Below are 24538 nucleotides of genomic sequence, written 5' to 3' on the forward strand. Positions count from 1 at the left end.
CAGGGGTCCGTGTTCACCATTGCTGGTGCAGGTCCTGGTCGCGTCCGATGACGCGCGCCTGAGCCACCACGCCCGCGATGACGAGCACGATGTAGGCGGCGTACCACCACCAGTGATGGCCGATGGTGGATGTGACGCTCGCCCGCGAGAAGTCGTCGAGCGCGATCGTCGACGTCAGAAGCATGAGCCCGCCGACGATCGCCGTGGCGCCGCCGAGTGCGCTGAGCACCACGAGCAGTAGCGCCGGCAGATTCAGCGCGATGGCAGCGACCGCCAGGAGGATGCCGACGAGCACGCCGACCACGATGATGACCCAGTTCCAGGTCACTCCGATGGCGGCCATCAGTGCGGTGCCCAGGACGAAACCGATGGAGGCCATCGCCAGCGTCACCGCCACCGCGTAGTACAGGTACGCCAGGAGTGCGAAGAGGATCGCGACCGCGATGCCGACGATCCATCCGACCGCGCTTGAGAAGAAGCCGTCTCCGGTGACGGCGGAGACGAGCCCCGCACCGAGATTGAGGCCGACGAAGGCGCCCCACACTGCGATGACGACGCGCATCGCCACCACGCCTCGGAAGCAGAACAGAATGCCGATGATGATGGCGATGAAGCCGATCAGGATGCTGGACATGGCGTAAGCGTAGTGCGCGCTTCGTGTCCGAATGGGCGGCTTCGCCTGGCGAGGGTGAAGTGCGTACGTTCGCAGCGCGCCGCGGCCGCCGGTTCTGGTCAGCCCTCGTCCGTTGTCTCCACGACCTGCGTCACCCTGGCAGTGACCTCGGTGTCGCTCGACGGTGTTTCGACCGATGTGCTCTGGTCGATGGTCACCTGTGTGCCCACCATCGTGAACTTGTCGAGGATCGGATCCTCGCCGCCGTCGATCTCGTAGAGGACTTTGAAACTACGGTCCGTGAGGACGCTGGAAGCACCTTTGAAGGTCGGCTCGAGAGAGACCGTGACGAGGCAGCCGGCGGAACCGAAACACTTCTTCTCCTCTGTCAGGACGGAGAGACTGAAGTCGGCTGCCGTGACCGGGACGGTCGAGACCCCAGTCGTCGGCGGGTAGCTGTATTCGGGCGATGCCGCGGTCTCGGTCCCGGAGGTCGCGGACTCGTCCGACCCGATCGCGTATCCCACTGCACCCGAGCCGACTGCGATGAACACCGCTGCGACGATCGCGAACAGAATCCGGCCACGCTTACGCGGGCGCTTCGGCGCGGCAGCGCTTTCGGGTGGTGCAAGGGTTCCCGGCGGTGTCGCGAATGGACTCGTGGGCGGGGGATACCCGGCGGCGGCGAAATGATGTTCGCCGGTCGGCGGGACTGGTCTGCCCGTGGGACCGTCGTTGCCCGCGTCGTGTTCGTTCATTTCCTCGTCCTTCGTTCTGTCTGTTTTGCGATGGTTCCGAGAACGTACGACTGAGCTACGACAAGAATCTGATCGCTGCACGTCCCGCGCGCCGACGTCTGCGGCGGTCGTATGACGATCAGCGCTGGTGACAGGCGGTCGGTGTGGTCCGTTCGGGTGGATCTCGATTGCGCGCTCTCGCGCCCCGATCGACTCAGGAGCGGGAACTCTGCGGCGTACCTGCGGCCGTACGCTGGACGAGTGCACGGCGAATACAAAGTTCCTGGTGGCAAGTTGGTGGTGGTCGACGTTGACGTCGAGGATGGGAGGCTCTCGCGGGTATCGCTGTCGGGCGACTTCTTCCTCGAACCGGACGACGCTCTCGACGTCATCACCGAGGCCGTCACCGGTGCGCCCGTGACGGCCGATGCGTCCGATTTGGGCGCGCTCATTCAAGCGGCACTGACCGCTGACGTCTCGATGGTCGGCTTCACGCCCGACTCGGTCGGTATTGCGATCCGTCGTGCGCTCGGTCATGCCACGAGTTGGCACGACCACACCTTCGACGTCGTCGAACCGGTCGTCATGGCGCCCGCGATGCACGTCGCGCTCGACGAGGTGCTCCTGCGGGAGGTGGCGGCGGGGACTCGCCCGCCGACCTTGCGCTTCTGGGACTGGGACTCGCCGCTCGTCGTGATCGGCTCGTTCCAGTCGGTCCGCAACGAGGTCGACGAGGAGTCCGCCGCCCGCCACGGCATCGGGATCGTCCGGCGCATATCCGGTGGCGGCGCGATGTTCATGGAGCCGGGTAACTGCATCACGTACTCGCTCGTCGTGCCGACATCGCTGGTGGACGGACTCAGCTTCGAGCGGTCGTACGAGTTCCTCGACCAGTGGGTGATGGGCGCCCTCGCCGATGTCGGCGTCAACGCCCGCTACGTCCCGATCAACGACATCGTCTCCGACCACGGCAAGATCGGCGGCGCCGCGCAGAAGCGCATCGTCGCCGGCGCGGTGCTGCACCACGTCACGATGTCGTACGACATCGACGCCGACAAGATGACCGAGGTCCTGCGGATCGGGCGAGAGAAGATCTCCGACAAGGGGATCACCAGCTCCGGCAAGCGCGTGGATCCGATGCGGTCGCAGACGGGGATGACGCGTGCAGCGATCATCGAGGCGTTCTTAGATCACTTCCGCGGGCGGTACCGGACGCGGGAGGCCGGGTACACGGATACGGAACTGGCGGCCGCGCAGGAGTTGGTCGACGAGAAGTTCAGCAGTCAGGAGTGGACGTACCGGGTGCCGTAGTCCGAACGCTCGACGGTTGCCTGGCCCGCGCGATAATCGTTCGTTTCTGTCGGAGTCTCGTGCCACAGTGCCAGGCATGAGCAATTTCGAACGTATCGACTCATTTCGCGGGTCGAACTTCTTCTTGTCGAACTTCTTTGAGGACGAGTTCACGGTTCCGACCCTCGGGACCGTTCCGTCGTCAGAGCATGCGTTCAACGCATTGAAGACGCGGGATCCGAACGAGCAGGAGTACGTCTTGTCGGCGAGTAGTCCGGGGGAGGCGAAGCGCCGCGGGCGGTCCGTCACGCTTCGGGATGACTGGGATGTCGGTGGGCGTGTTCGCGCAATGCAAGTCGTCCTCCAGTACAAGTTCGGATCCCGACGGATGCGCGAGCTTCTGCTCGGAACCGGCACCGCCGCTCTGGTCGAAGGCAACTCTCACCACGACAACTTCTGGGGTGATTGCCGGTGCGGTGGGCGTAGATGTGCGGCGCCCGGCGTCAATGCCCTCGGAGAACTGCTGATGGCTGAGCGTGCGAAGGACGGTCGCCTGAGATGAGTGGACACGAAAGTGCACTCAATCGTTGCTCGGTGACTGATGCGTGGATACGCGCGTCAATGACGGTGGACATTCGAACTGTCGTGGCCTCAACACGATCACCGCGATCAGGTCGATCGCTGACGCGGGTCGGATCGGGATCGCGAACGTAGGAGGGTAGACCGTTGTCGTCGACGATCGACTGCACCGTGGCTCCGGACTATCCGCACTCGCCAGGGTTCGAGCCGTGACGCCGTCACTCAGGCATGCTGCAGACCGCCTGCTCCGGACCGCTATCGGTGACGGTAACGGTTCCGTCGAGTCGGATGCGACAGTGCTGCGAAGTCGATCCTCTAACAGCGATGTACATGCTCCTCGAACTCTCCGGAGTCACATTGATCGACGTTGAATATCGGCCTACAGCATTTGAGTATGTCAGTGCGTATGTTTGCCATTCTCCGGGTGCGTAGGCGATCTGCACGTTGGGTGTATCGGCCTCGACCGTGAGGAGAGCTTCTGAACCGGGGGCTCGGCAGTGGAACTGGCCGCTGGTGATCGGTGGACTCGGAGCGAGGCGTTGCGGTCGGTCGCGTGCGCAGGGCCGTCTCGGCTACGTCGTCCGCTTGGGTCGGAGTCGACGATTCGTCACCGAACGCGCCTTCGCAAGTGATCATCCAGCGGCCGTTCAATCGAACCCAGTGCTGTGTCTCGGTCTCACCAGCTGACTCTGTGACCACAGTGCCTTTGTCGCCGGACTCGTTCACCGAGATGATCCGACTAGGTGCGGACGGAGTGGCGGGATCACCTTCAGATCCGGCGAACGCTTCGACGAAGGCGTTGATCATCGCTGCGCACGACGGCTCGGCCCAGTACTCGACGAATTTCTTTTGCGCGATCGGCGACGATCCCGCAGCCTCGATGGCATCTCCCTCCTTGTCCATACGTTCTGCCGCGCTGCGCAGCGACTCGGGCTTCGGCGCGAAGATCTGTTGCACGGCCGACTGCGCGGAAGTGTCGGAGCCTCGTTGTCCGAGCATCAGGCCGACGCCGGCGGAGATTGCCAATAGGAGAACCGTTGCGACACCTGCGAGGATCCAGATGAGTCGTCGTGAGGATCGCGCTGGCATCGACGACGTCGGGAAGTCATCGTGAATCGCCCCGGGTTTCGTGGAGGCTCGGTTAGTTGGATCCGACCTCGGTGAGGACCGGATTCTGACGGTAGTGCTTCGTGGGTTGTGATGCCCAGTGGTTGGCCTCGAATTCAGCTGGCGGGACGAGCCCGATCTCGCCGTGAAGCCGTCGGTGGTTGAACCAGTCGACGTATTCAGCGACCGCGATCTCGATGTCACCGACGTTCTTCCAGCCGCCCTTGGGCCGCATGACGGGGTTGCGGATGCACTCAGCCTTGAACAGCGAGTTGAGCGCCTCGGCCATGGCGTTGTCGTAGCTGTCGCCCTTCGACCCGACGGATGCGACGGCGTTGGCCTCGGCGAGCCGCTCGGTGTAGCGAATCGCTCGATACTGGACTCCTCTGTCGCTGTGGTGGATAAGGCCAGTGAGGTCCTGGTCGGCGCGCTGCCGGGCCCACAGCCCCATGTCGAGGGCGTCCAAAGCGAGGTCAGTGCGAAGCGAGGTCGACACCTGCCAGCCGACGATCATCCGGCTGAACACATCTAGGACGAACCCGACGTAGGCCCACCCGGCGTGTGTTCTGACGTAGGTCAGATCGGCCACCCACAGCTGGTTCGGTGCAGTGGCGACGAACTTCCTGTCGACGAGGTCTTCCGGACGTTCGGTCTCGGCGTCGGCGCCGATGGTGGTCTTGCGGGTCTTCTCCCGACCGATGCCACGTAGGCTCATCCTTCATCAGTCGCTCGACGGTGCACCTGGCGACCTTGAGGCCCTCGCGGTTGAGCTCGGCGTGAATCTTGCGGGCGCCATAGACGCCGAGGTTGGCCTTGTGAGCATGCCGGATATCGATGACCAGCTCAGCGTCTCGTACCGCACGTGCCGAGGGTGGCCGCTTCTTAGCGGCGTAGTAGGTGCTCGGGGCGATCTGCACGCCGGCGTCCTTCACCACAGCGCAGATCGGCTCGACCCCGAACCGGTCGCGGTGCTGATCGATATAGTCGACCAGCACCGCGGTGGGTACCTCTACTTGATCTTGCGGTCGAGCTCCGCTGCCGCGAAAAACGCCGCAGATGTCTTCAATATCTCGTTCGCCCGACGCAGTTCGCGGACCTCGCGCTCGAGCTCGGCCAGCCGCTGCGCGTCGTCGGTCGTGGTACCCGGCCGAACACCGCCGTCGATCTCGGCCTGACGGACCCAATTCCGAAGCGCTTCGGGATGAACCCCGAGCTGATCGGCGACCCGCTTGATCGCCCCACGAGCGGACTCGGGGTCCTTCCTGGCGTCCATCGCCATCCGCGTCGCCCGCTGCTGGAGCTCAACGCTGTACTTCCCCGGTCCTGCCATGACTCTCATCATCCTTCCCAGGATTGAGAGCCTCCATCAGACCCGGGGCGATTCAGTACGTCCTTCTCAGTTGTGCCAGGTCGCGGAGTCGGGGCCGGGCCAGATATCGGTGAGCCTGTCGACCAGCCACTGTCCGCGGTCGTCGATCGCTGCGGTGTCCCAGCTTTCCTGCTCGGCCAGCCAGGCGTTGAGCAGCAGCCGGCTGTGCCGGTTCAGGGCAGCACGCTTGGTGGCCCAGGGAGCGTTCGACATGGCCGAGTTCAGTGATCCGGCGACGATCGTGAGGTTCCCGAGCCGGTGGACGCGGGCGTCTCGGGCCGTGGTGATCGCCTCGTGGTCCGTGCTGCTCGTATCCGCGTCGACCGGCCAATGCTGGTCCCACTGCTGGGGCATCAGGTGTTCGAGGGAGAGGTCCGAAACCTGTGCCACGACATCGGTCTTGCGCGAGTCCAGGCTCGATTCGACTGCGGAGAACGCCATGATCAGACGCTTGCGGCTGATGTAGTCGTAGACGTCGCGGGTTCGCAGAAAGGTGGAGAACTCGCCGTCACCGGGCCAGCGGGTCGCGTATCCCTCGCCTGCTGCGAGGACGGCGAGGAGTGCGGTGTCGGCGTGGGCCGGGTCCGCCTTGATGGCCGCGATCATCCGGGGCACGATGCGGTTGTAGTTCTGGGTGGTCAACCGCATGAGTGCCCGCCGCGCGAGGAAGGACTCCAGGATGCGGAGCGCACGTCGACGAACATTCAGGGTGATCTCGGGGGTGCGAAACAGGAGCAGGACCACGGGTAACGCAGTTCCTGCTCCCAGCGGTTCGAGTCGCGCGATGAAGTCGCCTTCGACGGTTCCTGTTTGGAAGTCGTCGAAGGACCGCATGACGGCGGCGTCTTTGCAGAGCTCACGGAGCAGTGCCTCGGCGTCGATGCCGGGTTGCAAGATGCTCTGCCGGAACGTTGCGAAGAGTTCGGTGGCGGGGATGACGCGTTCGAGCTTCATCGCGAGCCAGTGCATCAGGAAGTGTTCTCCGACAGGGCGGTTCAAACGCCCCTGCCGGCGAACGGCACGCCAGTAGTCGTCCTCCAGGGCGGGCTTCCACAGGTTGTCGTACAGGTCGTCGGTGTCGCGGTGTTGACGCGACGCCTCCCGGAAGACGGCGTTCTTCACCAGGTCGAGGGCGAGGAGCGGCGTGCCGCGAGCATTGAGTGTCTCGAAGATGACCTGGGCGTTGTCGTTGGGCTCCAACGTGATCGAGACGACCTTGAGGAGGTCGCTCAAGGTGATCCGAAGACGTTCTGCGCGGTCGAACAGCGCGCCGTCCTCGGCCGGAGTGTCGTCGTCCGCGCCGGACAGATACTCGGCAACGCGGTCGACGAAGTAGTCGTACGCCTCGTCGATCCGATTGTTCGGATCGTCCTCGCGGTCGTCGGTGGGGCCCGCTGGCGCCATGACCGCGGCGAACGAGTCGCGATTGGCGTTGGTCGGCCAGACCTTGAAGCGTTCGATCCCCTTGGACTTGCGCTCGTTGTTGGAGATCAGGTCACGCAGGAGGGCGGCGTCGTCGTCGGCGCCGGCCATGCTCATCGCATTGGCCGCGGCAGCGATGAGCAGCTGCATGGTGGTCAGTCGCTGCTGTCCGTCGATCACTGTGTACTGCGGGATCTTTCCCGGTGCCGTCGGTTCCTGGTCGAGGACGATCGCACCGAGGAAGTGGGTGGGGAAAGACGCGTCGCCGGACTCCTGGTGCCCGAGGAGCGCGCTCACGTCATCCCACAGCGGTGCCAGTTGCTCGTCTTCAGTCCACACGTACGGGCGCTGGTAGAGCGGGACGATGTAGCGGACGTCGCGCTCGAACAACTGTTGAACGGTGTGGGTTTCGGGCTTCACTGGCTCAGGCCTCCGTATCGTGTGGTGCTTCAGGTGAGTTTGCAGGATGCGACACAGCGAACTCTCGGTTCGGACACGTTGGTCGCGGGCTTCCGGGACGATTGCCGGAGCCGGTGCCGGTGGTGACGAGCTCCGGCTGTGGACGCTGGTGGAACCTGCTGGAGAGGCGTTCGAACGCGGCGGCCTGGTGGCCGTAGGGGGTGAATCCCGTTGGCCACCAGTCCAGCTGCATCCTCCAGTTCCCACCCGCCGGGGCGAACGGCAGGCGCAGGCGCACGTAGGTGCCCTTGAGCATGCCAGTGTCGGGCTGGCCAACGAAGTCCGACAGGGCGCCCTGGGCGTCGGGGTCGGTGAGGGCGAACGTGGTCGCGAGGTAGTCGGTCAGGCCTTCTCGGATGTGGTTGGCCTGGATTGTTGGAAGTAGGACCCCCACAGCTGTTGCCGCCCTTCTCTACGATGTCCCGCAAGTCGAGCATGCCCTATAGGAAGTGTCCGTCCGGCATTGGGATCAGCCACAGTTCCGGGACAGGTGCCAACTCAGACATTATTATTGACGACGAACGCTGCTCCACTTGTTGGCCCTCTGAACGAGCGCGTTCCGCATGACGGTCTCGTCAACGGCTAGATAGCGCTGGGTAGTTGCCAGCGAAGCGTGTCCGAGGATTACCTGTACGAGCCGCACGTCGTGAGTCTCGTTGTGGAGCTCAGTTGCGCACAGGTGGCGGAGCTGATGCATGGTTGTTCCGTCTCCGAGTGCGCGTGAGACAAGAGTCCCGACCCAGTGCGCTGAAAGGTGGCTGCCTGACGGGCCCGGAAAGAGGAACCCTTTATCCGCGCTCCGGAGTGCGGACGCCAGATCATCGGGCACAGGCAGGACCCGTTGCCTCATGCCTTTGCCGTGGACGATGATCGACCACCCGTTCGCGCCGTCAGTTACGACAAGGACTCCGAATCACATTGGCTGTCGGTTCTGTATGCCTTGCTCGAGGGGGCATCGGAAGCTCTTGAGATCAGTAGGGATGACATCGACGGCACTCTCTCGTGGAGCAAAGACGGCAAACGCAGCATCGTTTTGTTCGATACGGTGCCCGGGGGAGCGGGCGCGTCGAAGAAGATCGCCGAGAACCTGCAGCGGGTCGTCAGGTTCGCGGTGGATCGCGTGAGTCGGTGCGACTGTGGTGAGGAGACATCGTGTTACGGCTGTCTGCGGTCGTACCGCAACGACCGGCATCACGATCGTCTTTCGCGCGCCGGAGCTCTGGCGATATTCAACGAGCTGAGGATTGAAGGCGTCCGAGACGCGGTTGACGGACCGTGGGGACAGACTCTCACGCACACGTCGAGTTCCGTGATTGAGCTGTTTGCTGAGCTTGCCACGCTTGGCGTCGCCAAGCCTCAGATCGGAATCGACATCGGTGAGTACTACTGGCCTGCCGAGGCCTTGTGGACGGAGTCGCGGGTCGTCCTCGTCGAGGGTGAAGATGATGATCGTGACGCGGCGTTGGCCGCCGACGGATACAAGGTGTATCGCGTGGCGGATACCGTCGCCGACCAATTAGCCGAAGCGGTTGGAAACACGGTCTGATCGCACGGCATCGGCCGGGCACGATGAGTGACAACGGGCGAGCCACGTGATGCCTTTGCTGTACTTGGACTTCGTGGCCAGACATTCGTGGCCTTCTTCCGGAAGATGGTATCGCTTCCGGAAGAAGGCCACGAGGGGACGAGTACTACCCCTTCAACCGATCCAGCGCCGCACTCAACCGCTCGACCGTCCCGTCCACGTCTGTCAGCTTGTCGACGCCGAACAGTCCGATGCGAAGCGACGAGTAGTTCTCGCCCTCGCCGCACTGCAGCGGGACGCCGGCGGCGATCTGCAGACCGACCTCCTTGAACGCGGCGCCGGTCTTGCGGGTGGCGTCGTCGGTGAAGGCGACGACGACGGTCGCGGCGTCGAAGCCTTCGGCGGCGACAGACGGCATGCCGTTCGCGGCGAGCAGCTTGCGAACCCGGCTGCCCAGGTCGAGCTGACGGCTGCGCAGTTCCTCAGCGCCGAGGTCGACGGTCTCGCGCATGAGCTCGACGTTGTGCGCGAGCGAATCGGTCGGCATCGTCGCGTGGTACGGGGCCTGGCCGTCGACGTACGAGTCACTGATCGAGAGCCACTTGCGCAAGTCCATCGCGAAGCTGGTGGACGTCGAATTGAGGACGGCGTCGCGGCCGCGTTCGCGCAGCATGACGTAGCCGGCACACGGGGTGCCGCTCCAGCCCTTCTGCGGCGCGGTGAGGAGGACGTCGACGTCGATGGTGGCCATGTCGACCCACAGCGCACCGGAGGCGACGCAGTCGAGGACGAACAGTCCGCCCACCTCGTGAACCGCCGCGGCGAGAGTCGTCAGGTAGTCGTCGGGCAGCAGAATGCCGGACGCGGTCTCCACGTGGGGAGCGAAGACCACCTCGGGGCGCTGTTCGCGCACCGCGGCCACCACTTCGTCGATCGGCGCCGGAGCCCACGCGGCTTGGTGGGCGTCGCTGACCGGACGCGCCTGGCACACCGTGACCTGATCGGTGATGCCACCGGTCTCAAGGATCTGCGACCACCGGTACGAGAACAGGCCGTTGCGCACGACGAGCACGCGGCGCCCGGTCGCGAGCTGACGCGCCACCGCCTCCATGCCATAGGTGCCGCCGCCGGGAACGACAGCGACGCTGCCAGCGTGGTAGGTGGTGCGCAGGATGCCGAGGAGACCCTGCATGACGCCGATGAACCGCTTGGACATGTGGTTCAGGGAACGGTCGGTGAACACGACCGAGTACTCGAGCAGGCCGTCTGGATCGATGTCGTCATGAGGAAGAGTCACCTGACCAGGTTCTCATGACGTGGTCGGTTCGGTGTGCCGGGCCTGCGGATACAGTGACGCGGCCGACACCGACAGTCGTGCGGCCCGCAGAGAAGTGGGCGAGTACGCTATCCGCAGGCTCTGACACCTCTCGGCAATCCGAGGGCGGCTGCGGCGGAACCGAACCGGAGGTTCCGTCCGGGAAGTCGGTGCCACGATCCTCCAGTTCGAGTGAGATGCCTTACTTGCCTTACTTAAGGGCTTAACTATAGGACTGGGGTCTGACATTCGTCCGTTCGATCGACAGGTCTGGGGAGCTGTCGTCCTGGTGTACCGCGGGTGGTGACACCCGTGCCCCGATCACTTCGCCGATCGCTCGGCCCAGTCGCTCGACCGACTCCGGGTTGACCGCGAAGTGTCTGTCGAGCAGGACGTCGTTGCGGATCGCCACCGTGATCGCCTGGACACGCTGGTCGTTTCCGTACTGTGTCTGGGGCACGTACCGCCGCGGCTGCGGTATGTCGGGTCCGGCGGAGACCAACTCACCGAACGCGATGACCGCCGCATCGAGAAGCGCCGCCGGAGTGTGTGAAAAGTCGATGCCGCGACAGGCCTCGGGGTGTGGCTGCTGCTGGTCGTCGACCGGAGTCGACTCGTTCGGGTACGAACAGATGTCGACGATCACCGCGCAGCCGGTCGCGGTCAACCGCTCTTCGATCAGATCGGTCACCAGCCAGGCGTAGGGCTGGATGTGGTCGATCGGGTCCGCATCACCGGGCGGACGTGGTGCTTCTGGTAGCGGCGAGAGGTCGTTCACGATCAGGTGCGGACGAACCGCCGCGTGCGTCCGCGCGCACTTGGCCACCGATTCGGTTGCGGCGTCCAGGGACTCGAGTGGGATCGACGGTGCGATGGAGTGCGGCCGTGCGAGCTGAGCACGGCGGGCGACATGAAGCAGGACCGGCGAGTCGGGGTCGCCGTTGAGAATCGTTGCGCGAGGGGGCATGTTGGTCCTTCACACGTAGTGGCGCCGACGAACGGCACGTCCCCGCCCATGCGGCAACGTGACAGACAAGCACGGGCCTACGACAATCCGGATCCTCGATCTACACATGGCGGTCGGCTCAGGGTTGGCGGAAGTTCTCGCGATCATTCATGTCAGACCCTCCGGATAACATCGAATGCAAGTTCGATTCGAACGGAGGGGGATCAATGAACATCAAGGTCAGAGGTGATTCGGGATCCGCGTCGGCGGGCTCGTCGGTGGTGGTCGACGAGGGTGCGATCGTGATTCGGATCGGTCGTCCGGGAGCTACGGGAGAGTCGGCGGACTGCACCTCGCGGGCCGATCGTGCTGCTCTGCTCGGGTTCGCGGCGCGGGCGGACTGCTACCAGGGGCTGGTGTTGTGGCATCGCTACGAAGCGGTGCATGCACTGCTGCTAGCCAAGCAGGCTGAGTCCGATGGCCCGGCCGGCGGTGTCGAGTCGGGTGCCGACGCGTACACGCGGCTCTACGATCCGCTGTGCCAGGTCGCGGCGTCGTATGCGACGGTGGCGGGGGTGAGGCAGTGCACGGCCGAGCACTTCGTGGAGGCCGCAGTGGCGTGCATGGAGCGGATTCCGGCGGTGGGCCGGTTGATGCGTGACGGCCTGATCTGCCCGGCGTGGTTTCGTCGGGTGGTCGAGCAGACGGCGCTCGTCGACGATTCGGATCTGCTGGCGTTCATCGACGCCGAGATCGCGCACACGCTGTCCGTGGTGGGCAAGCTGTCGGCTGGCCGGGTGGAGGCTCTGGTGAGTTCGATTGTGGCTGAACATGATCCGGATGCGGTGACGCTGACCCGCGAGCAGGTGAAGCTCGCCAAGCAGGTGCGGGTGAACCCGCTCGGCGAGGGCGTGTCCGAGGTGATCGTGACGGCGTCGACCGAGGACGCGATGGTCGTGAAAGACGTGCTGGACGCGGTGATCGCCGGAGTGTGCTCGCACGATCCGCGGACTCGCGGTGAGCGTCGGTCGGCGGCAGCCGTCGCGCGTCTGGCGGGGACCGACTTCGTGTGCGAGTGCGGTCGGGACGATTGCACCGCCGAATTGTCGACGGAGGCGATTGCGTCGCGGTGCGCACGGGTTGTGCTGCACGTTGTGGTTCGCAAGGAGACTCTCGGAGGGGAGTCCGACACCCCGGCCTATCTTGACGGGTACGGTCCGATCTCCGCCGAGCACGCGCGGGAGCTGGCGGCTCGTCCGGACGCGGTTCGGCGAGAGGTGGATCTCGATGAGCTCGTCGGTCATCAGGCGCAGCCCGGCAACGCCTATCGGCCGACTGCGGCAGTGGATGCGGCGATGCGGGGTCTGTTCGGTACCTGCTCGTGGCCGGGATGTGAGCGGGCGGCGTGGAAGTCGGACCTGGACCACGTGTGCGAGTTCAACCACGCCGATCCGACTGCCGGCGGCCCGACGTGCGTGTGCAACCTGAATCCGAAGTGCCGCTTCCATCATGGTCTGAAGACGTTCGTCGGCGGATGGGTCGACGATCAGGTCGTGGACGCGAACGGTGTGATCTGGACTGAGGTCACCACGCCGGAGGGGTTCACGGTACGTCAGCGGGCGTTGAACATGTGGCTCCTGCCGGAGCTCGGCCACCTCACTTGCAGACACCCGGCGCCGACACGCCCAGGATCCGGACACGCCGGTGTTGCACCGGAACGACCGCGTACGCGAGTGGAGGCCAAGCATCAGTACCGGATGCGGCGGCGGGCGGCGAATCGTCGAGCTCGTGAGGTCGTGGAGGCTGTGGTGCCGACTGGGGCTTCGGTGACGGAGTGCGGGACTGCGTGGGGGACGGAGTGGGGTGAGCCCCAGTTCTGAGGGTGCGAGAACGCCGGCCGCGCCACCGAGCGGGCGGATGAACCGGTGTGTCATCGCGTTCGAGCTGATTGAGAATGCCGATCGTGGCGCCGGTCAGATCTGGGTGAGGGCACCGAGATGGCGGTCGACAGCCTCGATCGCGCCGGCCGCCGACAGCCCCCGCGGGTCGCTCAACAGATTCAGCAGGAGTCCGTCGATCAGGGCGACGGTGGTCCAGGCGGCTTGATCGGCGTCGAAGACCGTCACGTCCTGGCCGCGTTGCTGCGCGAGCCGGAAGGCGTCAGCGCAGAGCCGATGCTGTTCGGTGATGAGGTCGTGGCGGATGGCAGCGAGGGTCGGCTCCACCACCGCTCGCGTGCTGAACGCGAGGTACACCGAGGCCTCGCGGCGGCGCACGTCGTCGATAGGGAGGAACTCGAGGAGGGCGCGTCGCAACACGGCACCGACCGGCCCGTCGTACTCGATCGCGTCGACCCGGGCGGCGATCCGCCGGTTCACTTCGTCGAAGGCCATCGTCAGCATCTGCTCTTTGGAGTGGCAGTAGTACTGCACGGTGCCGATCGACACTGCGGCGGCGGAGGCGACTTCCCGCACGGTGACGCCCTCGGCGCCGCGTTCGGCCGCCAGACCCAGCAGGGTGTCGAGGATGCGGTCGCGGACGGAGGAGTCGGGCATGAGAACAGTGTAGCCGAGTATCTATACACTCGTATGATACGAGCGTATGATTCTAGTATGGCTGGCACGCGAGACCTGGTCCTCGACCGCCGCTCCGCATCACGGCGGAGGCGACGGCCCGGTCGCGCCGTCTGGCTCGCGGCCGCCGGATGGTTGGTGATCAACGCGGTGCTGATCGCGGTGGCCGGACGGCATCTGCCGCTGCACGCGAGCGAACTCGCCGAACCGCCCACCGCCCAGAAGGTGATCGGCACCGACCTGATGTATCTCGAGGTCTTCGCGCTGATGGTCGTCGTGCATCTGCTCACGCGCCATCGGAGGGTGCCCGACATCGCGACGCGGGCACCCGAGCGGACCAGGGCGCGCGCCGAGGTGGCCGCGACGCTCGGCTACGGCGTCGCGGGCATGGTCGGCGGCTTCCTGCTCGGGCGCGCCTTCGGCTGGCACGCCTTCAGCTTCCACCTCGACGGCATGGTGATCCGCACCGACCAGCCCGTGACGATTCCGGAGACGCTGAGCTGGGCGTTGTACAACCTCATCGTGTTCGCCGTGGTGCCGCTGATCGTCTTCCGGCGGCGGTACACCTCCGAGCAACTGAGTCTGACGTCGTCCGACCGCCGTGCCGACCTCCTGCTGATCGTCGTGGTCCTGCTCATCGAGTCGGCCGTGCAGTTGGCGGTGGCGGGATCGTCGTCGATCCTCGGACTGCCCGCGCATCAGGCACTGCTGGGCGCCCCGCTGACCCTCGTGCTGGGGTTGGCGGGCACAGCTCTGCCGACGATGGTCTTCATCTACTGCATCCTGACGCCGCGGTACCTGAAGCTGACCGGGTCGGTGCCCGCGACGGTGGTGCTCGGCGGTCTGACGTATGCGACCCTGCACTTCTTCGACGGATGGACCAACTTCGCCTCGCCGTCGGACGCACTCGTCTCAGTGCTGTACCTGTTCCTCTTCTACACCGGTCCGGGGATGTTCAAGACCTTCATCACCATCCGCAGCGCCAACGCGTGGACGCATCTGTGGGCCTACCACGCCATTGCACCGCACACCCTGCTCGATACGCCGATGTTCGTGAAGATCTTCGGGATCAGATGAGTTCGCGCTCGCGGCGATCGTTGCCGGTGGTACGGCAAGATGAACCCATGGACACTCGGCCGCCCCGGACAGCACCCGACGCCGGCCCGACCGGTCATCTCACGCTCGCCGGCGGGCCGGACGCCGTCGCGACGCTCGATGTGAAGCGCTCGAAGTTCCTCGCCGTGGTGCGCCGCGTGGACTCCGAAGCCGCGGCCCGCGAACTGATCGCCGAGCAGAGGCGCGCTCACCGCGACGCGCGGCACCACTGCTCGGCATTCGTGCTGGGAGCCAGAGGCGAGACGACCCGCACCAACGACGACGGCGAGCCGTCGGGCACCGCCGGCGGCCCGATGCTCGACGTGCTGGTGGGAGCCGGACTCAGCGATGTCTGCGCGGTGGTGGTGCGCTGGTTCGGCGGAACCCTCCTCGGCGCCGGCGGGCTCGTCCGCGCGTACGGCGACGCGGTGTCGCTGGCATTGCAGACGGCACCGCTGGTGCGCCGGGAGCCGCGCTCGCTGTGGCGGATCCGGCTGGCACACGCGGACGCGGGACGTGTCGAGGGGCTGCTCCGCTCGAAGGGCGCGCAGGTGATCGACACCGAGTACGGCGCCGACGTGACCCTGGTGGTCGCGGCCGAGGCCGACGACGTCGAGGCGGTGGTCGCGGCGGCGACCTCGGGTGCGGGGACGGCCGAGCCGGCGGGCCGGACATGGGTGGACGTGCCAGTTCCAGACGCCCAAACCCGCTGACGACCGAGCCGGAACTGATAGACAGGGGAGAGGCACCCCAATCGATAGGAGCGAGTCATGGGCGACAATGTCTACCGCGTGATCGAGGTCGTGGGTTCGTCGACCACCGGCACCGACGACGCCATCCGCAATGCGATCAGCCGGGCGGGTGAGACCGTCAAGAACCTCGACTGGTTCGAGGTGGTGTCGACCCGCGGCCACATCGAGGACGGCGCCATCGCGCACTTCCAGGTCACCGTCAAGATCGGGTTCGCACTGGAACCGCGCGATACCTGAGCAGGCTCCCGACTCAGGCCTCGTGCACCAACTCCCGCACCGCACGCTTCTCGCGGTACTGCTCGATGGTGAGGCACTGGAGCTGTGAGTAGCTGCCGCCGCGGTTCTCCACGTATCCGACCGCGGAGACGAAGGGTTCGATCGTGTAGATCTTCGTCAGCGGCGTGACGATCAGCAACTGCAGGCCGAGGCGCGCGAACAGCGACAGCGCGTAACGGGCCGAATCGTCCGAGCCCCGGCCGAAGGCCTCGTCGATCACCACGAAACGGAAATCGCGCGAGCGGGTGGCTCCCCACTTGAGGTCGAACTGATAGGCGAGCGATGCGGCCAGGATCGTGTACGCGAGCTTCTCCTTCTGGCCGCCGGACTTGCCGTCGGAGTCGGTGTAGTTCTCGTACTCCCCGTCGCCGTCGAGGTATCGCTCCGACGCCGCGAAGGTGACCCAGTTGCGCACGTCCGTGACCTGCTCGGTCCACTTGCGATCGAGGTCGGTGAAACCCTCGCGGCCGCGGAAGCGCTCCACCAGAGCCTTGACGAGGAGGAACTTCTCCTCGGCGTACTGATCGTCGCCGCCGGAATCGAAGGAACCGTCACTGCACTTGCGCAGATCGGCGCGGAACTCCCGAATGTCTTGCGCGGCCGTTGGATTCACGTCGAGCCGGATGTAGCGTCCCGGGTTGTACTCGATCCCGGCCAGCGACTCGTTGATCGTGTCGATCTTCGAGTGGATCTGGTGGACTTCTTTGTTGAGCTTGGCGGCGAAGATCGCGATGTCGCGGATCGCATTGGTGTTCAGATAGTTCTTGAACTCCGATTCGAAGCGGGGGAGATCGTCCTCCGCCAGCCGACGATGCAACTCGCGGTACTCGTCGGCCGATGCGATGTCCGCGTCGAACTCCGTGGTGAGAACCGGATGGTTGCGGTTGAACTCCGACATCCGGTTCACCACACGCGTCTCGTACGTTCCCGCACGGCTCGTGTGCTGCTCGGATTCGTCCGTGAGCTTCTCGGTCAGCGACGCCTCCAACTCTGCGCATTCGGCGACGGTGAGCACTTGGTCGGCACCGCCGTCGACCTTGGCTCGGTAGGCCTGGACCGCCTCGGCGATCGCTTCGAAGTAGGCTTCGGCCTCGGCGAACTCCGGTTCGGCGAGCACCGCCTGCGCCGCATTGCGCGCCTTCTCTCCTTGATCGCGCGCCATCTCCAGGCGGGAGACCTTGTCGCGCAATCCGTCTCGAGTCGCGTCGGCGGCCGACAGCTGTTCGCGCGTGGCGGCGACGGCGTCGGTGACTTCCGCGAGTTCGGTCGAGGAGTGCTCGAGCTCGGTCTTGCGCTCGGTGATTTCGGCGATCCGGGCCGCCGAACTCATCCAGTCGATGACATCGAAGCTCGGGTAGGCGTCCAAACCGGTGAGCGCATTGCGGCGGTCCATCAGGGCTCGCCGCCGATCCTCGAGATCGGCGATCTCCTGATCGACCCGGTTGAGGTCGTCCTGCACCCGCTGGCCGGCGGTGAAGAGCGCGGTGATCTTCTGCTCGTTGCTCCAGCCGAGGACGAAGTTCCGACGGTCGTCGACCCGCTGGGAATCGTCCTTCTCGTGCCGCCCGCCGCCGGAGCGGACCTGCCCGTTGACCGTCACCGCGTAGTCCGCGGCGCGGAACTCCTCGAGCGTCTCGGCGCACACATGCCGGGCCCGCTCGAACAGCCGGCGTTCCAGCCAGGTCTCGAAGCGTCCCTCCTTGATGTCGATCTTGTGTGCGAGCGCGGTCGGCGGCGGCGTCGGCGCACCCTTCGACGAGACGTGATCGGACACCTTGAAGTAGACGACGCGCCCGCCCAGATGATTCGCGTCGATCCATGCCGAGACCTCGTCGTACAGGTCGGCGGCGACCAGCAGGGACAGGCCGAAGCCGCGCAGCACCCGTTCGGCGGCGCCCTCCCAGCGGCTCTCGTCCGCGCGGACGCCGATGAGTTCGCCGACGAACGGCAGCTCGTCGTGCGGAAGGCCGACGCCCTGGCAGATCAGCTCGCGGATCCGCAGATTGCGTTCGGGGATATTGCTGGTCCGCCCGCGCAGGCTGGCGATCTCGCCGGCGACGCGCCGCCCCTCGCCGTCCAACTGCCTGCGGCTGTACCGGACCTCGTTGAGCGCGTTGTCGACCTCCGCGGCCTCGGCGTCCAGCGCCTCGACGGCGTCCGCGACCTCGGTGCGGCGCTGTTCGAACTGTCCGCGGTCGGAGACCGGCGCCAGCCCGGCGTCCTCGATCATCCGGGTGTACCGCTCGTGTGCCGCGGCGCGTTCCTCGCGTTGGCGCGCAGCGTCGACGATCTGCTGTTCGAGCGCCGCGATGTCGGTGCCGCCGAGACCCGCCTGGCGCAGCTCCAGCTCCCGCAGGCCGATCCGCAGGTCGGCCAGATCACGGTCGACCGCTTCGAGCGCCGCGCGGGTGGCCGCGAGGTCACGGTTGTGGTTCTCCAGTTCACCGGCGAGAAGGTCGTGGCGCTGCTGGGCGAAGTAGTGGCGCAGGGCGCCGCGCCGGGCCTTGAGCTCGGCGGCCATCTCGACGTGACGGCGGTAGCGGTCGTCGTCGGCGAGCAGCGGTCCGAGTTCCTCGAGCTGAGTGCGTGCCAGGACCACCGCGTCGTGGGCGGCGGTCAGGTCCTCGAAATGCGAGACCATCGTGTCGACCCATCCGCTGGAGTCGAACGGCTCGAGCATGTGGTCGCGGACGAAGTCGTTGAGGTTGCCGACCGCCTTCATCGACACGGTCTGATGGAACAGTTCCATGGCCTGCTCGGAGCGGATGGCGAGCGCCCGCCGGTAATCGCGCCCGTACTCCGGGAAGTGCTCGTGGATGCGGGTGTCGCCGTCTTTGAGGCGCTTGCGGAGGGCGCGCAGGTTGGAGCCGAAGTCGGCGAAGTCGGTGGCGATGTCCAGGGCGCGGTCGGTGACGGTGAAGAACCGCTCGGGCTGGCCGCTGTCGTGCCGCATCGAGAACACCTGCGCCAGCGTGACCGTTTCGTCGTGGCCTTCGTTGTGGAAGACGCCGAGGATCACCGAATAGTTCGACATCCCGCGCAGTGCCACCGGACGCGACGCGCCGGTCACCTCGTTGCGCTCGGACTTGTAGTAGCCCAGAACGTATGAGCGCAGGTCGCGCTCGCGCGACTCGCCGCCCGCGGCCTTGTTGTAGGCCACCCGGTGGGCCGGCAGGAGCAGCGTGGTCAGGGCGTCGACCAGCGTCGACTTGCCGGACCCGATGTCGCCGGTGAGCAATCCGTTCTGGCCGTCGAGCACCAGCGTCCACACACGCTGGTCGAAGGTGCCCCAGTTGAGCACCTGGAAGCGCTGGAGCCGGAATCCCGACCGTGCCGAATCGGCGTTCTCGAGTTCGGTGGGCGCGAACAGTCCGGTCATCGTCGCTCCTCGGTGGCGATCTCGGCGTACTCGGCCAGGTGGGCGTCCAGATCCGACAGCCACTGGGCGTCGACGTAGGCCTTGATGACCCGCCGGACCTCGTACTCGCCGTCCTGGCCGGGCATGCGGCGCAGGAAGCCGAGTTCGACGACGCGCCGGATCGCGGTGTCCGCCTGGTCGGCGATCCGAGCTTCGTTGGTGGTGGCGGGGAAGAAGGGGCTGACCATTTCACGCAGCTGCGCACCGGTCACGATCAGACGGTTGCCCGCATCGGAGGTGTCGTGCTCGGCGAGCTTCTTGCGCAACAGGGCCAGCAGCAACGACGGATGCAGCGGCAGTTGGTGGCGGGCGACCAGACGCCCGATCCCGAGGTCGGCCAGCTCGTCGTCGCTCTTGGACCGCAGGAAGGCATATCCCTCGGCCTCGTCGATCACGACGGTGAGACCGAGCGTGGCGACGTAATCGCTCACCTGCGCGGCCAGGCCGAGGACGTGGCGCCAGGCGGTCTCGGCGGTGTCGCGGTAGACGACGCCCTTCATCAGCGAGGTGACCGCGAGCGAGAGGTTCAGCTCGTCGCGGGGGACGGGGCGGCTCATCGAGTCTCCTGGTCGGGGGCGGTGGGGTCGGCGGTCGGATTCACGGTGGGGCCCGCGGTGGGGCTCGCGGTAGGGGACGGCCGGGTGTAGATCACGCGCGGGACGCGAGCGACACGGCGGCCACCGCTCTCGTCAGTCCACGAGACCGTCTCGTCGGCGCTTTCGTCGAAGACCTTCCCGAAGCCGTCGTCGGTGAGAGACAGATAGGTGACCAGTTCGGCGAGCCCCTGTTCGAGGGGACGTTCGGCGAGGACTTCGGCGAGCGTGACCTGGCCGGAGCGGCGCAGCGCCCGTCGGACGCCGTCGATCAGCGGCGCGGGGTCGACGTGGATCTGCTCGAACAGCGCTTCCGAGGCCCCCTGAGCCTCGCCCTCCTCGATGCCCTCGCTGGCGACCTCGACCGCCGCGGCGGGACGGTACAGCGGACGCTCGAGGGGCAGATTCACGCTCGGTGCCGGGGAGTCGATCTCCTGGGCGAAGTCGTCGACGCGGCGGTCGCGGATGGCGTAGGCCGACGACTCGATGCTCCGCAGCAGGTCCATGACGCGGCGGTTCTCGAGCCACGCCTGGTCGTCGAGGAAGCGGCGCAGCTGCTCCGACAGCCGGCGGACCGTGTCCTGCGCGCGGGTTCCGGCGTCGAGCCAGTCGTGGTGGATGTTGGTGAGCCGGATGTCGGAGTCGGCGACCTCGTCGAGGCCCTGCGCATGCCGGACCAGTTCGTCGAGCTCGTCGAGTCGGTCGGCGGAGAGCAGGAGGTCGTAGAAGGCCTGGAAGCTGCGGCCCTGGTCGGAGTCGCTGATGACGTTTCGGCTGCCGACGATCTCGTCGAGCAGTTCGCCCTTGGTGCCGCGCCAGGTGGCGATGCGCTCCCGCATCTGGCGGTCGAGGGTGCGGAAGTTGGTCTCCACCTCACGGAAGTCGGAGAGCAGCGCGCGGGCGATGTCGGCGAACTGCTGGTAGCGCTCCCGTCGGCTGGTGGCGTCGAGGACCTGGAACTCGCCCCGCTCGGCGGCCTCGATCTCCGCGTCGAGTTCGGCGCGACGGCGGCGCAGTTCGGCGAGCCGGACCTCGGCGTCGGTGGTGGTGCCGTAGACGATCTGCCGCAGTAGTTCCAGCACGGTCTTGAGACGTGACTCGGTGCCCACGAAGTCGCGGTCGCGCAGCGACCGGACCCAGGCCACGGCGCGCTCGACCGCCGGGGTCGCGTCGTAGTGCGGCTCGTCGCTCTCGATCACGTAGTACTTGCGCAGCCACGCAGTATCGGCGGCCGACCACTCGTCGAGGTAGGCCTTCGGCGATCGCGGATAGGTTCCCTCGCCGAGCCGCTCGTTCAACGAGTACAACTCCTCGTCGAGCAGGCTGACCAGTGCCGACTCCGAGATCTCGCGGACGTTGTCGTCGACGAAGACCCGTCCCAGGAACGACAGCAGCAGCGGCGCGTTGTCGGCCCTCAGCAGTCGCCAGGCCGCATTGCTCCTCCGGACGGCGACGATCTCGTCGAATTGCACTGGGCCAGGGTAGCGGGGTCCGGAGCGTGGGCGGGCTCACGGTGGCGGCGCCGCCGGACCGATGATCGCCGAGCCCTGTCCGGAGCGCGGTGCTCGGACTACCCTCGGCGACATGGCACGCACCATCGCAACCAATACCTCTGTGACCCTGCCCGAAGTCCTCGACTTCGCCCGATCGCGGCATCACATGATCCTCTCGACGACGCGGCGGGACGGCACCGCGCAGATGTCACCGGTCACCGCGGGAGTGGACGATCAGGGCCGGATCGTCATCGCGACGTATCCGGGCCGGGCGAAGACCGCCAACGCGCGCAGGAACCCGACCGTCAGCGTTCTGGTGCTCTCGGAGAGCTTCAACGATGCGTGGGTGCAGATCGACGGGACGGCCGAGGTCCTGGACATGCCCGAGGCCGAGGACGCCCTCGTGGACTACTTCCGCAGCATCGCCGGTGAGCACTCGGACTGGGACGAGTACCGGGCGGCGATGCGGCTGCAGAACAAGTCCCTGATCCGGATCACGCCGCAGCGGTGGGGGCCCATCGCGACCGGTGGCTTCCCCCAGGAGGTCGCGTACCGGCTGGACGCCGCGGAGAACTGAGGACACGGGAACTGAGGACACTGAGGAGACGGAGGAGACGATGGCGAGCATCGACGTGGTGCGCGCGGACATCACCACCCTCGACGTGGACGCGATCGTCAACGCGGCCAACAACGCGATGCGGGGCGGCGGGGGTGTGGACGGCGCGATACATCGCGCCGGCGGTCCGGCGATCCTGCGTGACTGCATCGCACGGTTTCCGGACGGCCTCGCGACCGGCGATGCCGGACACACCACCGCGGGCGATCTCCCGGCGCGATGGGTGATCCACACCGTGGGGCCGAATTACGCAGCGGGACAGAGGGATCGGTCGCTGCTGGAGTCGTGCTACCGCAGGTCGCTGGAAGTGGCCGACACGCTGGGGGCGGCGACCGTCGCATTTCCGCTGATCAGTGCCGGTGTGTACGGGTGGCCCAAGGACGACGCCGCCGCGGCGGCGGTGCAGACGGTCCGTGCGACGCCGACCGGCGTGTCGTCGGTGCTGCTCGTGGCGTTCGACGGCGCGCTCGAACAACTGCTGCGCGAGGCCGTCGCTCACTGAGCATCCGCGGTTGCGGCGCTTCCGGGGTCCCGGTTCAGTCACGGTGCTGAACTATGTTCAGCACGGTTCCGTCGGGTGCACGGACGAAGAACCGGCGGACACCCCATTCCTCGGTGGTCAGCGGGTAGACGATCTCGTATCCGGCCGCCTGTGCCTCGGCGTAGGCGGCGTCGACGTCGTCGGCGTGCACAGACAGTGCCGAATCGACCGGGGCGGTCTTGTCGCGTGAGACGAGTTGGACGTGCGCGCCGGAATCGGGGTCGGTGCAGCGGGCGACCCAGCCCATGTTGAACTCTTCCTCGCGCAAGCCGAGGAAGTCGGTGTAGAACGACTTGGCGCGGTCGACGTCATCGACCGGGATGTTGGTGCTGATCTTCATGGTGCGCACAGTCGGCTCCCTCGGTTCGGCGTCACCCTCGGCTTCGACGTTAGTACTCGCGCCCGCCGAGAAGGCGAGAGCGGACCGATCCGTGAGAATCGGTCCGCTCCGGCGGTGGGCTCCGGCGTCAGACTGTACGGAATCCCGCGCCGACGAGACCGCTGGCGTTGAGCGACCGCAGAATGTCGGTCATCTTCGTGGCCGCCATCGGCGTGTAGACCGGCAGTGCCGGATCGACGCACGCGATCGACGTGCCGGGGCCGGCCAGACGCAGCGAGCCGTTCAGCATCCCGACGACGCGTCCGCGTTCGATGATCGGCCCGCCCGAGTCGCCGGGTGCCGAACACACGTAGCTGTAGCTTCGCGAGCCGTTCACCAGCAGAGTGGGACCGCAGGTGAATCCGGTGGTGCGACCGGCCTTGCAGACATTGCTGAACGGCTGCGGATAGACGCCGACGCCGGTGATCCGGGCGTGCCCGACGGTGCGGACCGCGCGGACGCGTGCCGGATCGAGGCGGATGACGGCGACGTCCCAGCCCTTGCTCTTGGTGACGATCCGGCCGATGGTGCCGGCCCGGCGGTTGCGCTCGAGGCTGACCGCGTCGCCGACATCGCCGCAGTGGCCGGCGGTGAGGCCGACCAGCCTGCCGCCGCGGTCGTGACCGACCGCGGTCACCGTGCACAGCGACCGATTGTCGATGACGATGCCGCTCCCGCCTCCGACGGCGGCGGCCGGCGCGGCGTGCGCGACCGCGGCCGGGTTCAGCGCGACGGCAGCAGCGCCGATCGCGATCACCGCTGTACGAAGTCTCTTCATTCATCCTCCCCAGAATGTGCCGATCGGGTAGTCGACCGACGCCGCGACACGGCGCAGTGCCGGTACCGAAGGCCGACAGCCTTCCCCCGCAATGGAATTGCGACGATATGCCGAATCCGGAGTCAGTCCAGCACAGCAGCGGGCCGAACTCAAAACGCGGATCTGCCGGATTCGCCGAGAACAACGCCTCCGGCGCGCCGCTCGAGTTGCGGTGTCACGTGTAGCGACGCACAATGGTCGGGCAAGCACTTCGTTAGGCGAAGCTCCTGCACGAACACAGGCCACTGATCTCACGACGTCGAGAGACGCCCAAGGTTAGGACAGGTCCTCCCGGATTAAGGGTTGACCCGAAGTGGCTTCCGTCCGCTCCCGCGGACGGACACGTCGTGCAGTGCCGAAGCTCTTACGTGGAAGTCGTTCGTCGATCCATCTCCGTGGTTCCGGCCTCCTCGTGCGCGTCGTGCATGCCGAGCGTGAGGAGGTGATCGGCCGTGAGCGACGACGGAAGTAGTCGATTGCCGTACCCGCGCAGGCCGACCGGCCTCGGCTCTCGTAGCGACGGCCGCTGAGAACGGTCCTGCCCGGGTCACCGTCCCATTCCTTTCACCGCGCACTGGCGTGGAGAACCGCGCTGCCCCAGGCAGCGCGGGGCTCCGTCGTGC

Annotated in this window: 21 protein-coding genes, 1 pseudogene, 1 riboswitch and 1 other annotated feature; of the genes and pseudogenes, 9 read left to right on the top strand and 13 right to left on the bottom strand. The window is 66.4% G+C overall.

What is annotated here, in order from left to right; genetic code table 11:
• Window positions 1-13 precede the first annotated feature (13 nt).
• A complete protein-coding gene (locus ABFX36_RS06560) occupies window positions 14-634 on the bottom strand; it encodes a TM7S3/TM198-like domain-containing protein (protein ID WP_045539164.1) in 621 nt (206 codons plus the stop codon).
• A 98-nt stretch (window positions 635-732) separates the two neighbouring features.
• Window positions 733-1371, bottom strand: a complete 639-nt coding sequence (locus tag ABFX36_RS06565) for a hypothetical protein (RefSeq protein WP_045539162.1) — start codon at window positions 1369-1371, stop codon at window positions 733-735.
• A 240-nt stretch (window positions 1372-1611) separates the two neighbouring features.
• Here ABFX36_RS06565 and lplAB point away from each other — a divergent pair, with 240 nt between their 5' ends.
• Both lplAB and ABFX36_RS06575 read left to right on the top strand, forming a co-directional pair.
• On the top strand, window positions 1612-2661 hold the full coding sequence (gene lplAB / locus ABFX36_RS06570) for a lipoate-protein ligase LplAB (RefSeq protein ID WP_346075497.1): 1050 nt from the start codon (window positions 1612-1614) through the stop codon (window positions 2659-2661).
• 76 nt (window positions 2662-2737) lie between these two features.
• Window positions 2738-3202 carry an NADAR family protein gene (locus tag ABFX36_RS06575; protein ID WP_051999695.1) on the top strand — a complete coding sequence of 155 codons (465 nt, stop codon included), beginning with the start codon at window positions 2738-2740 and terminating at the stop codon, window positions 3200-3202.
• 1158 nt (window positions 3203-4360) lie between these two features.
• Here the strand turns inward: ABFX36_RS06575 and ABFX36_RS06580 are convergent.
• The 3 genes and pseudogenes from ABFX36_RS06580 to ABFX36_RS19045 form a co-directional block, all read right to left on the bottom strand.
• A pseudogene (locus ABFX36_RS06580) lies at window positions 4361-5656 on the bottom strand (IS3 family transposase).
• Window positions 5229-5378, bottom strand: a sequence feature (AL1L pseudoknot). (Overlaps the previous pseudogene by 150 nt.)
• A 66-nt stretch (window positions 5657-5722) precedes the next feature.
• Window positions 5723-7537 carry a DUF262 domain-containing protein gene (locus ABFX36_RS06585; RefSeq protein ID WP_346075499.1) on the bottom strand — a complete coding sequence of 605 codons (1815 nt, stop codon included), beginning with the start codon at window positions 7535-7537 and terminating at the stop codon, window positions 5723-5725.
• A gap of 547 nt (window positions 7538-8084) precedes the next feature.
• Window positions 8085-8426: a tyrosine-type recombinase/integrase gene (locus ABFX36_RS19045; RefSeq protein ID WP_081598150.1), complete on the bottom strand. Its 342-nt coding sequence runs from the start codon at window positions 8424-8426 to the stop codon at window positions 8085-8087.
• A 9-nt stretch (window positions 8427-8435) separates the two neighbouring features.
• Here ABFX36_RS19045 and ABFX36_RS06595 point away from each other — a divergent pair, with 9 nt between their 5' ends.
• Window positions 8436-9122, top strand: coding sequence for a DUF1998 domain-containing protein (locus ABFX36_RS06595; protein ID WP_346075500.1), 687 nt, complete (start codon window positions 8436-8438; stop codon window positions 9120-9122).
• Between the two features lie 145 nt (window positions 9123-9267).
• Here the strand turns inward: ABFX36_RS06595 and ABFX36_RS06600 are convergent, their stop codons facing one another.
• Together ABFX36_RS06600 and ABFX36_RS06605 are read right to left on the bottom strand one after the other, a co-directional pair.
• The gene (locus tag ABFX36_RS06600; protein ID WP_346075502.1) at window positions 9268-10398 is read right to left on the bottom strand and encodes a pyridoxal-phosphate-dependent aminotransferase family protein; all 1131 of its coding nucleotides are present in this window, start codon (window positions 10396-10398) and stop codon (window positions 9268-9270) included.
• A 241-nt stretch (window positions 10399-10639) separates the two neighbouring features.
• On the bottom strand, window positions 10640-11383 hold the full coding sequence (locus ABFX36_RS06605) for an N-formylglutamate amidohydrolase (RefSeq protein WP_062366578.1): 744 nt from the start codon (window positions 11381-11383) through the stop codon (window positions 10640-10642).
• Between the two features lie 206 nt (window positions 11384-11589).
• Between ABFX36_RS06605 and ABFX36_RS06610 the strand changes: the two genes are divergently transcribed.
• Complete coding sequence (locus ABFX36_RS06610; RefSeq protein ID WP_062366579.1) at window positions 11590-13242, top strand: DUF222 domain-containing protein; 1653 nt, start codon at window positions 11590-11592, stop codon at window positions 13240-13242.
• Between the two features lie 93 nt (window positions 13243-13335).
• Here ABFX36_RS06610 and ABFX36_RS06615 read toward each other — a convergent pair whose 3' ends face one another.
• Entirely contained in the window at window positions 13336-13917 is a 582-nt protein-coding gene (locus tag ABFX36_RS06615; protein WP_045538966.1) for a TetR/AcrR family transcriptional regulator, read from the bottom strand.
• Window positions 13918-13974: 57 nt separating this feature from the next.
• Here ABFX36_RS06615 and ABFX36_RS06620 point away from each other — a divergent pair, with 57 nt between their 5' ends.
• From ABFX36_RS06620 to ABFX36_RS06630, 3 genes are read left to right on the top strand one after another with little or no spacing between them, the layout of a single operon-like run.
• Window positions 13975-15012 carry a hypothetical protein gene (locus ABFX36_RS06620; protein ID WP_081598149.1) on the top strand — a complete coding sequence of 346 codons (1038 nt, stop codon included), beginning with the start codon at window positions 13975-13977 and terminating at the stop codon, window positions 15010-15012.
• Window positions 15013-15059: 47 nt separating this feature from the next.
• On the top strand, window positions 15060-15743 hold the full coding sequence (locus ABFX36_RS06625; RefSeq protein WP_006897835.1) for an IMPACT family protein: 684 nt from the start codon (window positions 15060-15062) through the stop codon (window positions 15741-15743).
• A gap of 57 nt (window positions 15744-15800) precedes the next feature.
• A complete protein-coding gene (locus tag ABFX36_RS06630; protein ID WP_006897834.1) occupies window positions 15801-16019 on the top strand; it encodes a dodecin in 219 nt (72 codons plus the stop codon).
• A 13-nt stretch (window positions 16020-16032) separates the two neighbouring features.
• Here ABFX36_RS06630 and ABFX36_RS06635 read toward each other — a convergent pair whose 3' ends face one another.
• From ABFX36_RS06635 to ABFX36_RS06645, 3 genes are read right to left on the bottom strand one after another with little or no spacing between them, the layout of a single operon-like run.
• Window positions 16033-19437: an ATP-binding protein gene (locus tag ABFX36_RS06635; protein ID WP_346075506.1), complete on the bottom strand. Its 3405-nt coding sequence runs from the start codon at window positions 19435-19437 to the stop codon at window positions 16033-16035.
• Window positions 19434-20033 (bottom strand): DUF4194 domain-containing protein, encoded by a 600-nt coding sequence (locus ABFX36_RS06640; protein WP_006897832.1) that lies wholly within the window; start codon window positions 20031-20033, stop codon window positions 19434-19436. Before ABFX36_RS06640 ends, ABFX36_RS06635 begins: the two co-directional genes overlap by 4 nt.
• Window positions 20030-21541 carry a DUF3375 domain-containing protein gene (locus ABFX36_RS06645; RefSeq protein ID WP_006897831.1) on the bottom strand — a complete coding sequence of 504 codons (1512 nt, stop codon included), beginning with the start codon at window positions 21539-21541 and terminating at the stop codon, window positions 20030-20032. The genes ABFX36_RS06640 and ABFX36_RS06645 overlap by 4 nt, the downstream gene beginning before the upstream one ends.
• 112 nt (window positions 21542-21653) lie before the next feature.
• Between ABFX36_RS06645 and ABFX36_RS06650 the strand changes: the two genes are divergently transcribed.
• Together ABFX36_RS06650 and ABFX36_RS06655 are read left to right on the top strand one after the other, a co-directional pair.
• The gene (locus ABFX36_RS06650) at window positions 21654-22139 is read left to right on the top strand and encodes a PPOX class F420-dependent oxidoreductase (RefSeq protein ID WP_346075509.1); all 486 of its coding nucleotides are present in this window, start codon (window positions 21654-21656) and stop codon (window positions 22137-22139) included.
• A 40-nt stretch (window positions 22140-22179) separates the two neighbouring features.
• Window positions 22180-22680 carry an O-acetyl-ADP-ribose deacetylase gene (locus tag ABFX36_RS06655; protein ID WP_006897829.1) on the top strand — a complete coding sequence of 167 codons (501 nt, stop codon included), beginning with the start codon at window positions 22180-22182 and terminating at the stop codon, window positions 22678-22680.
• A 34-nt stretch (window positions 22681-22714) separates the two neighbouring features.
• Here ABFX36_RS06655 and ABFX36_RS06660 read toward each other — a convergent pair whose 3' ends face one another.
• Entirely contained in the window at window positions 22715-23059 is a 345-nt protein-coding gene (locus ABFX36_RS06660; protein ID WP_039868005.1) for a VOC family protein, read from the bottom strand.
• Window positions 23060-23186: 127 nt separating this feature from the next.
• Window positions 23187-23876 carry a S1 family peptidase gene (locus ABFX36_RS06665; protein WP_346075512.1) on the bottom strand — a complete coding sequence of 230 codons (690 nt, stop codon included), beginning with the start codon at window positions 23874-23876 and terminating at the stop codon, window positions 23187-23189.
• Between the two features lie 242 nt (window positions 23877-24118).
• A riboswitch (M-box (ykoK) riboswitch) is annotated at window positions 24119-24296 on the top strand.
• Window positions 24297-24538: the final 242 nt, after the last annotated feature.

Origin of the sequence: Gordonia cholesterolivorans, from assembly GCF_039531975.1 — a bacterium.
Taxonomy (GTDB): domain Bacteria; phylum Actinomycetota; class Actinomycetes; order Mycobacteriales; family Mycobacteriaceae; genus Gordonia; species Gordonia sihwensis.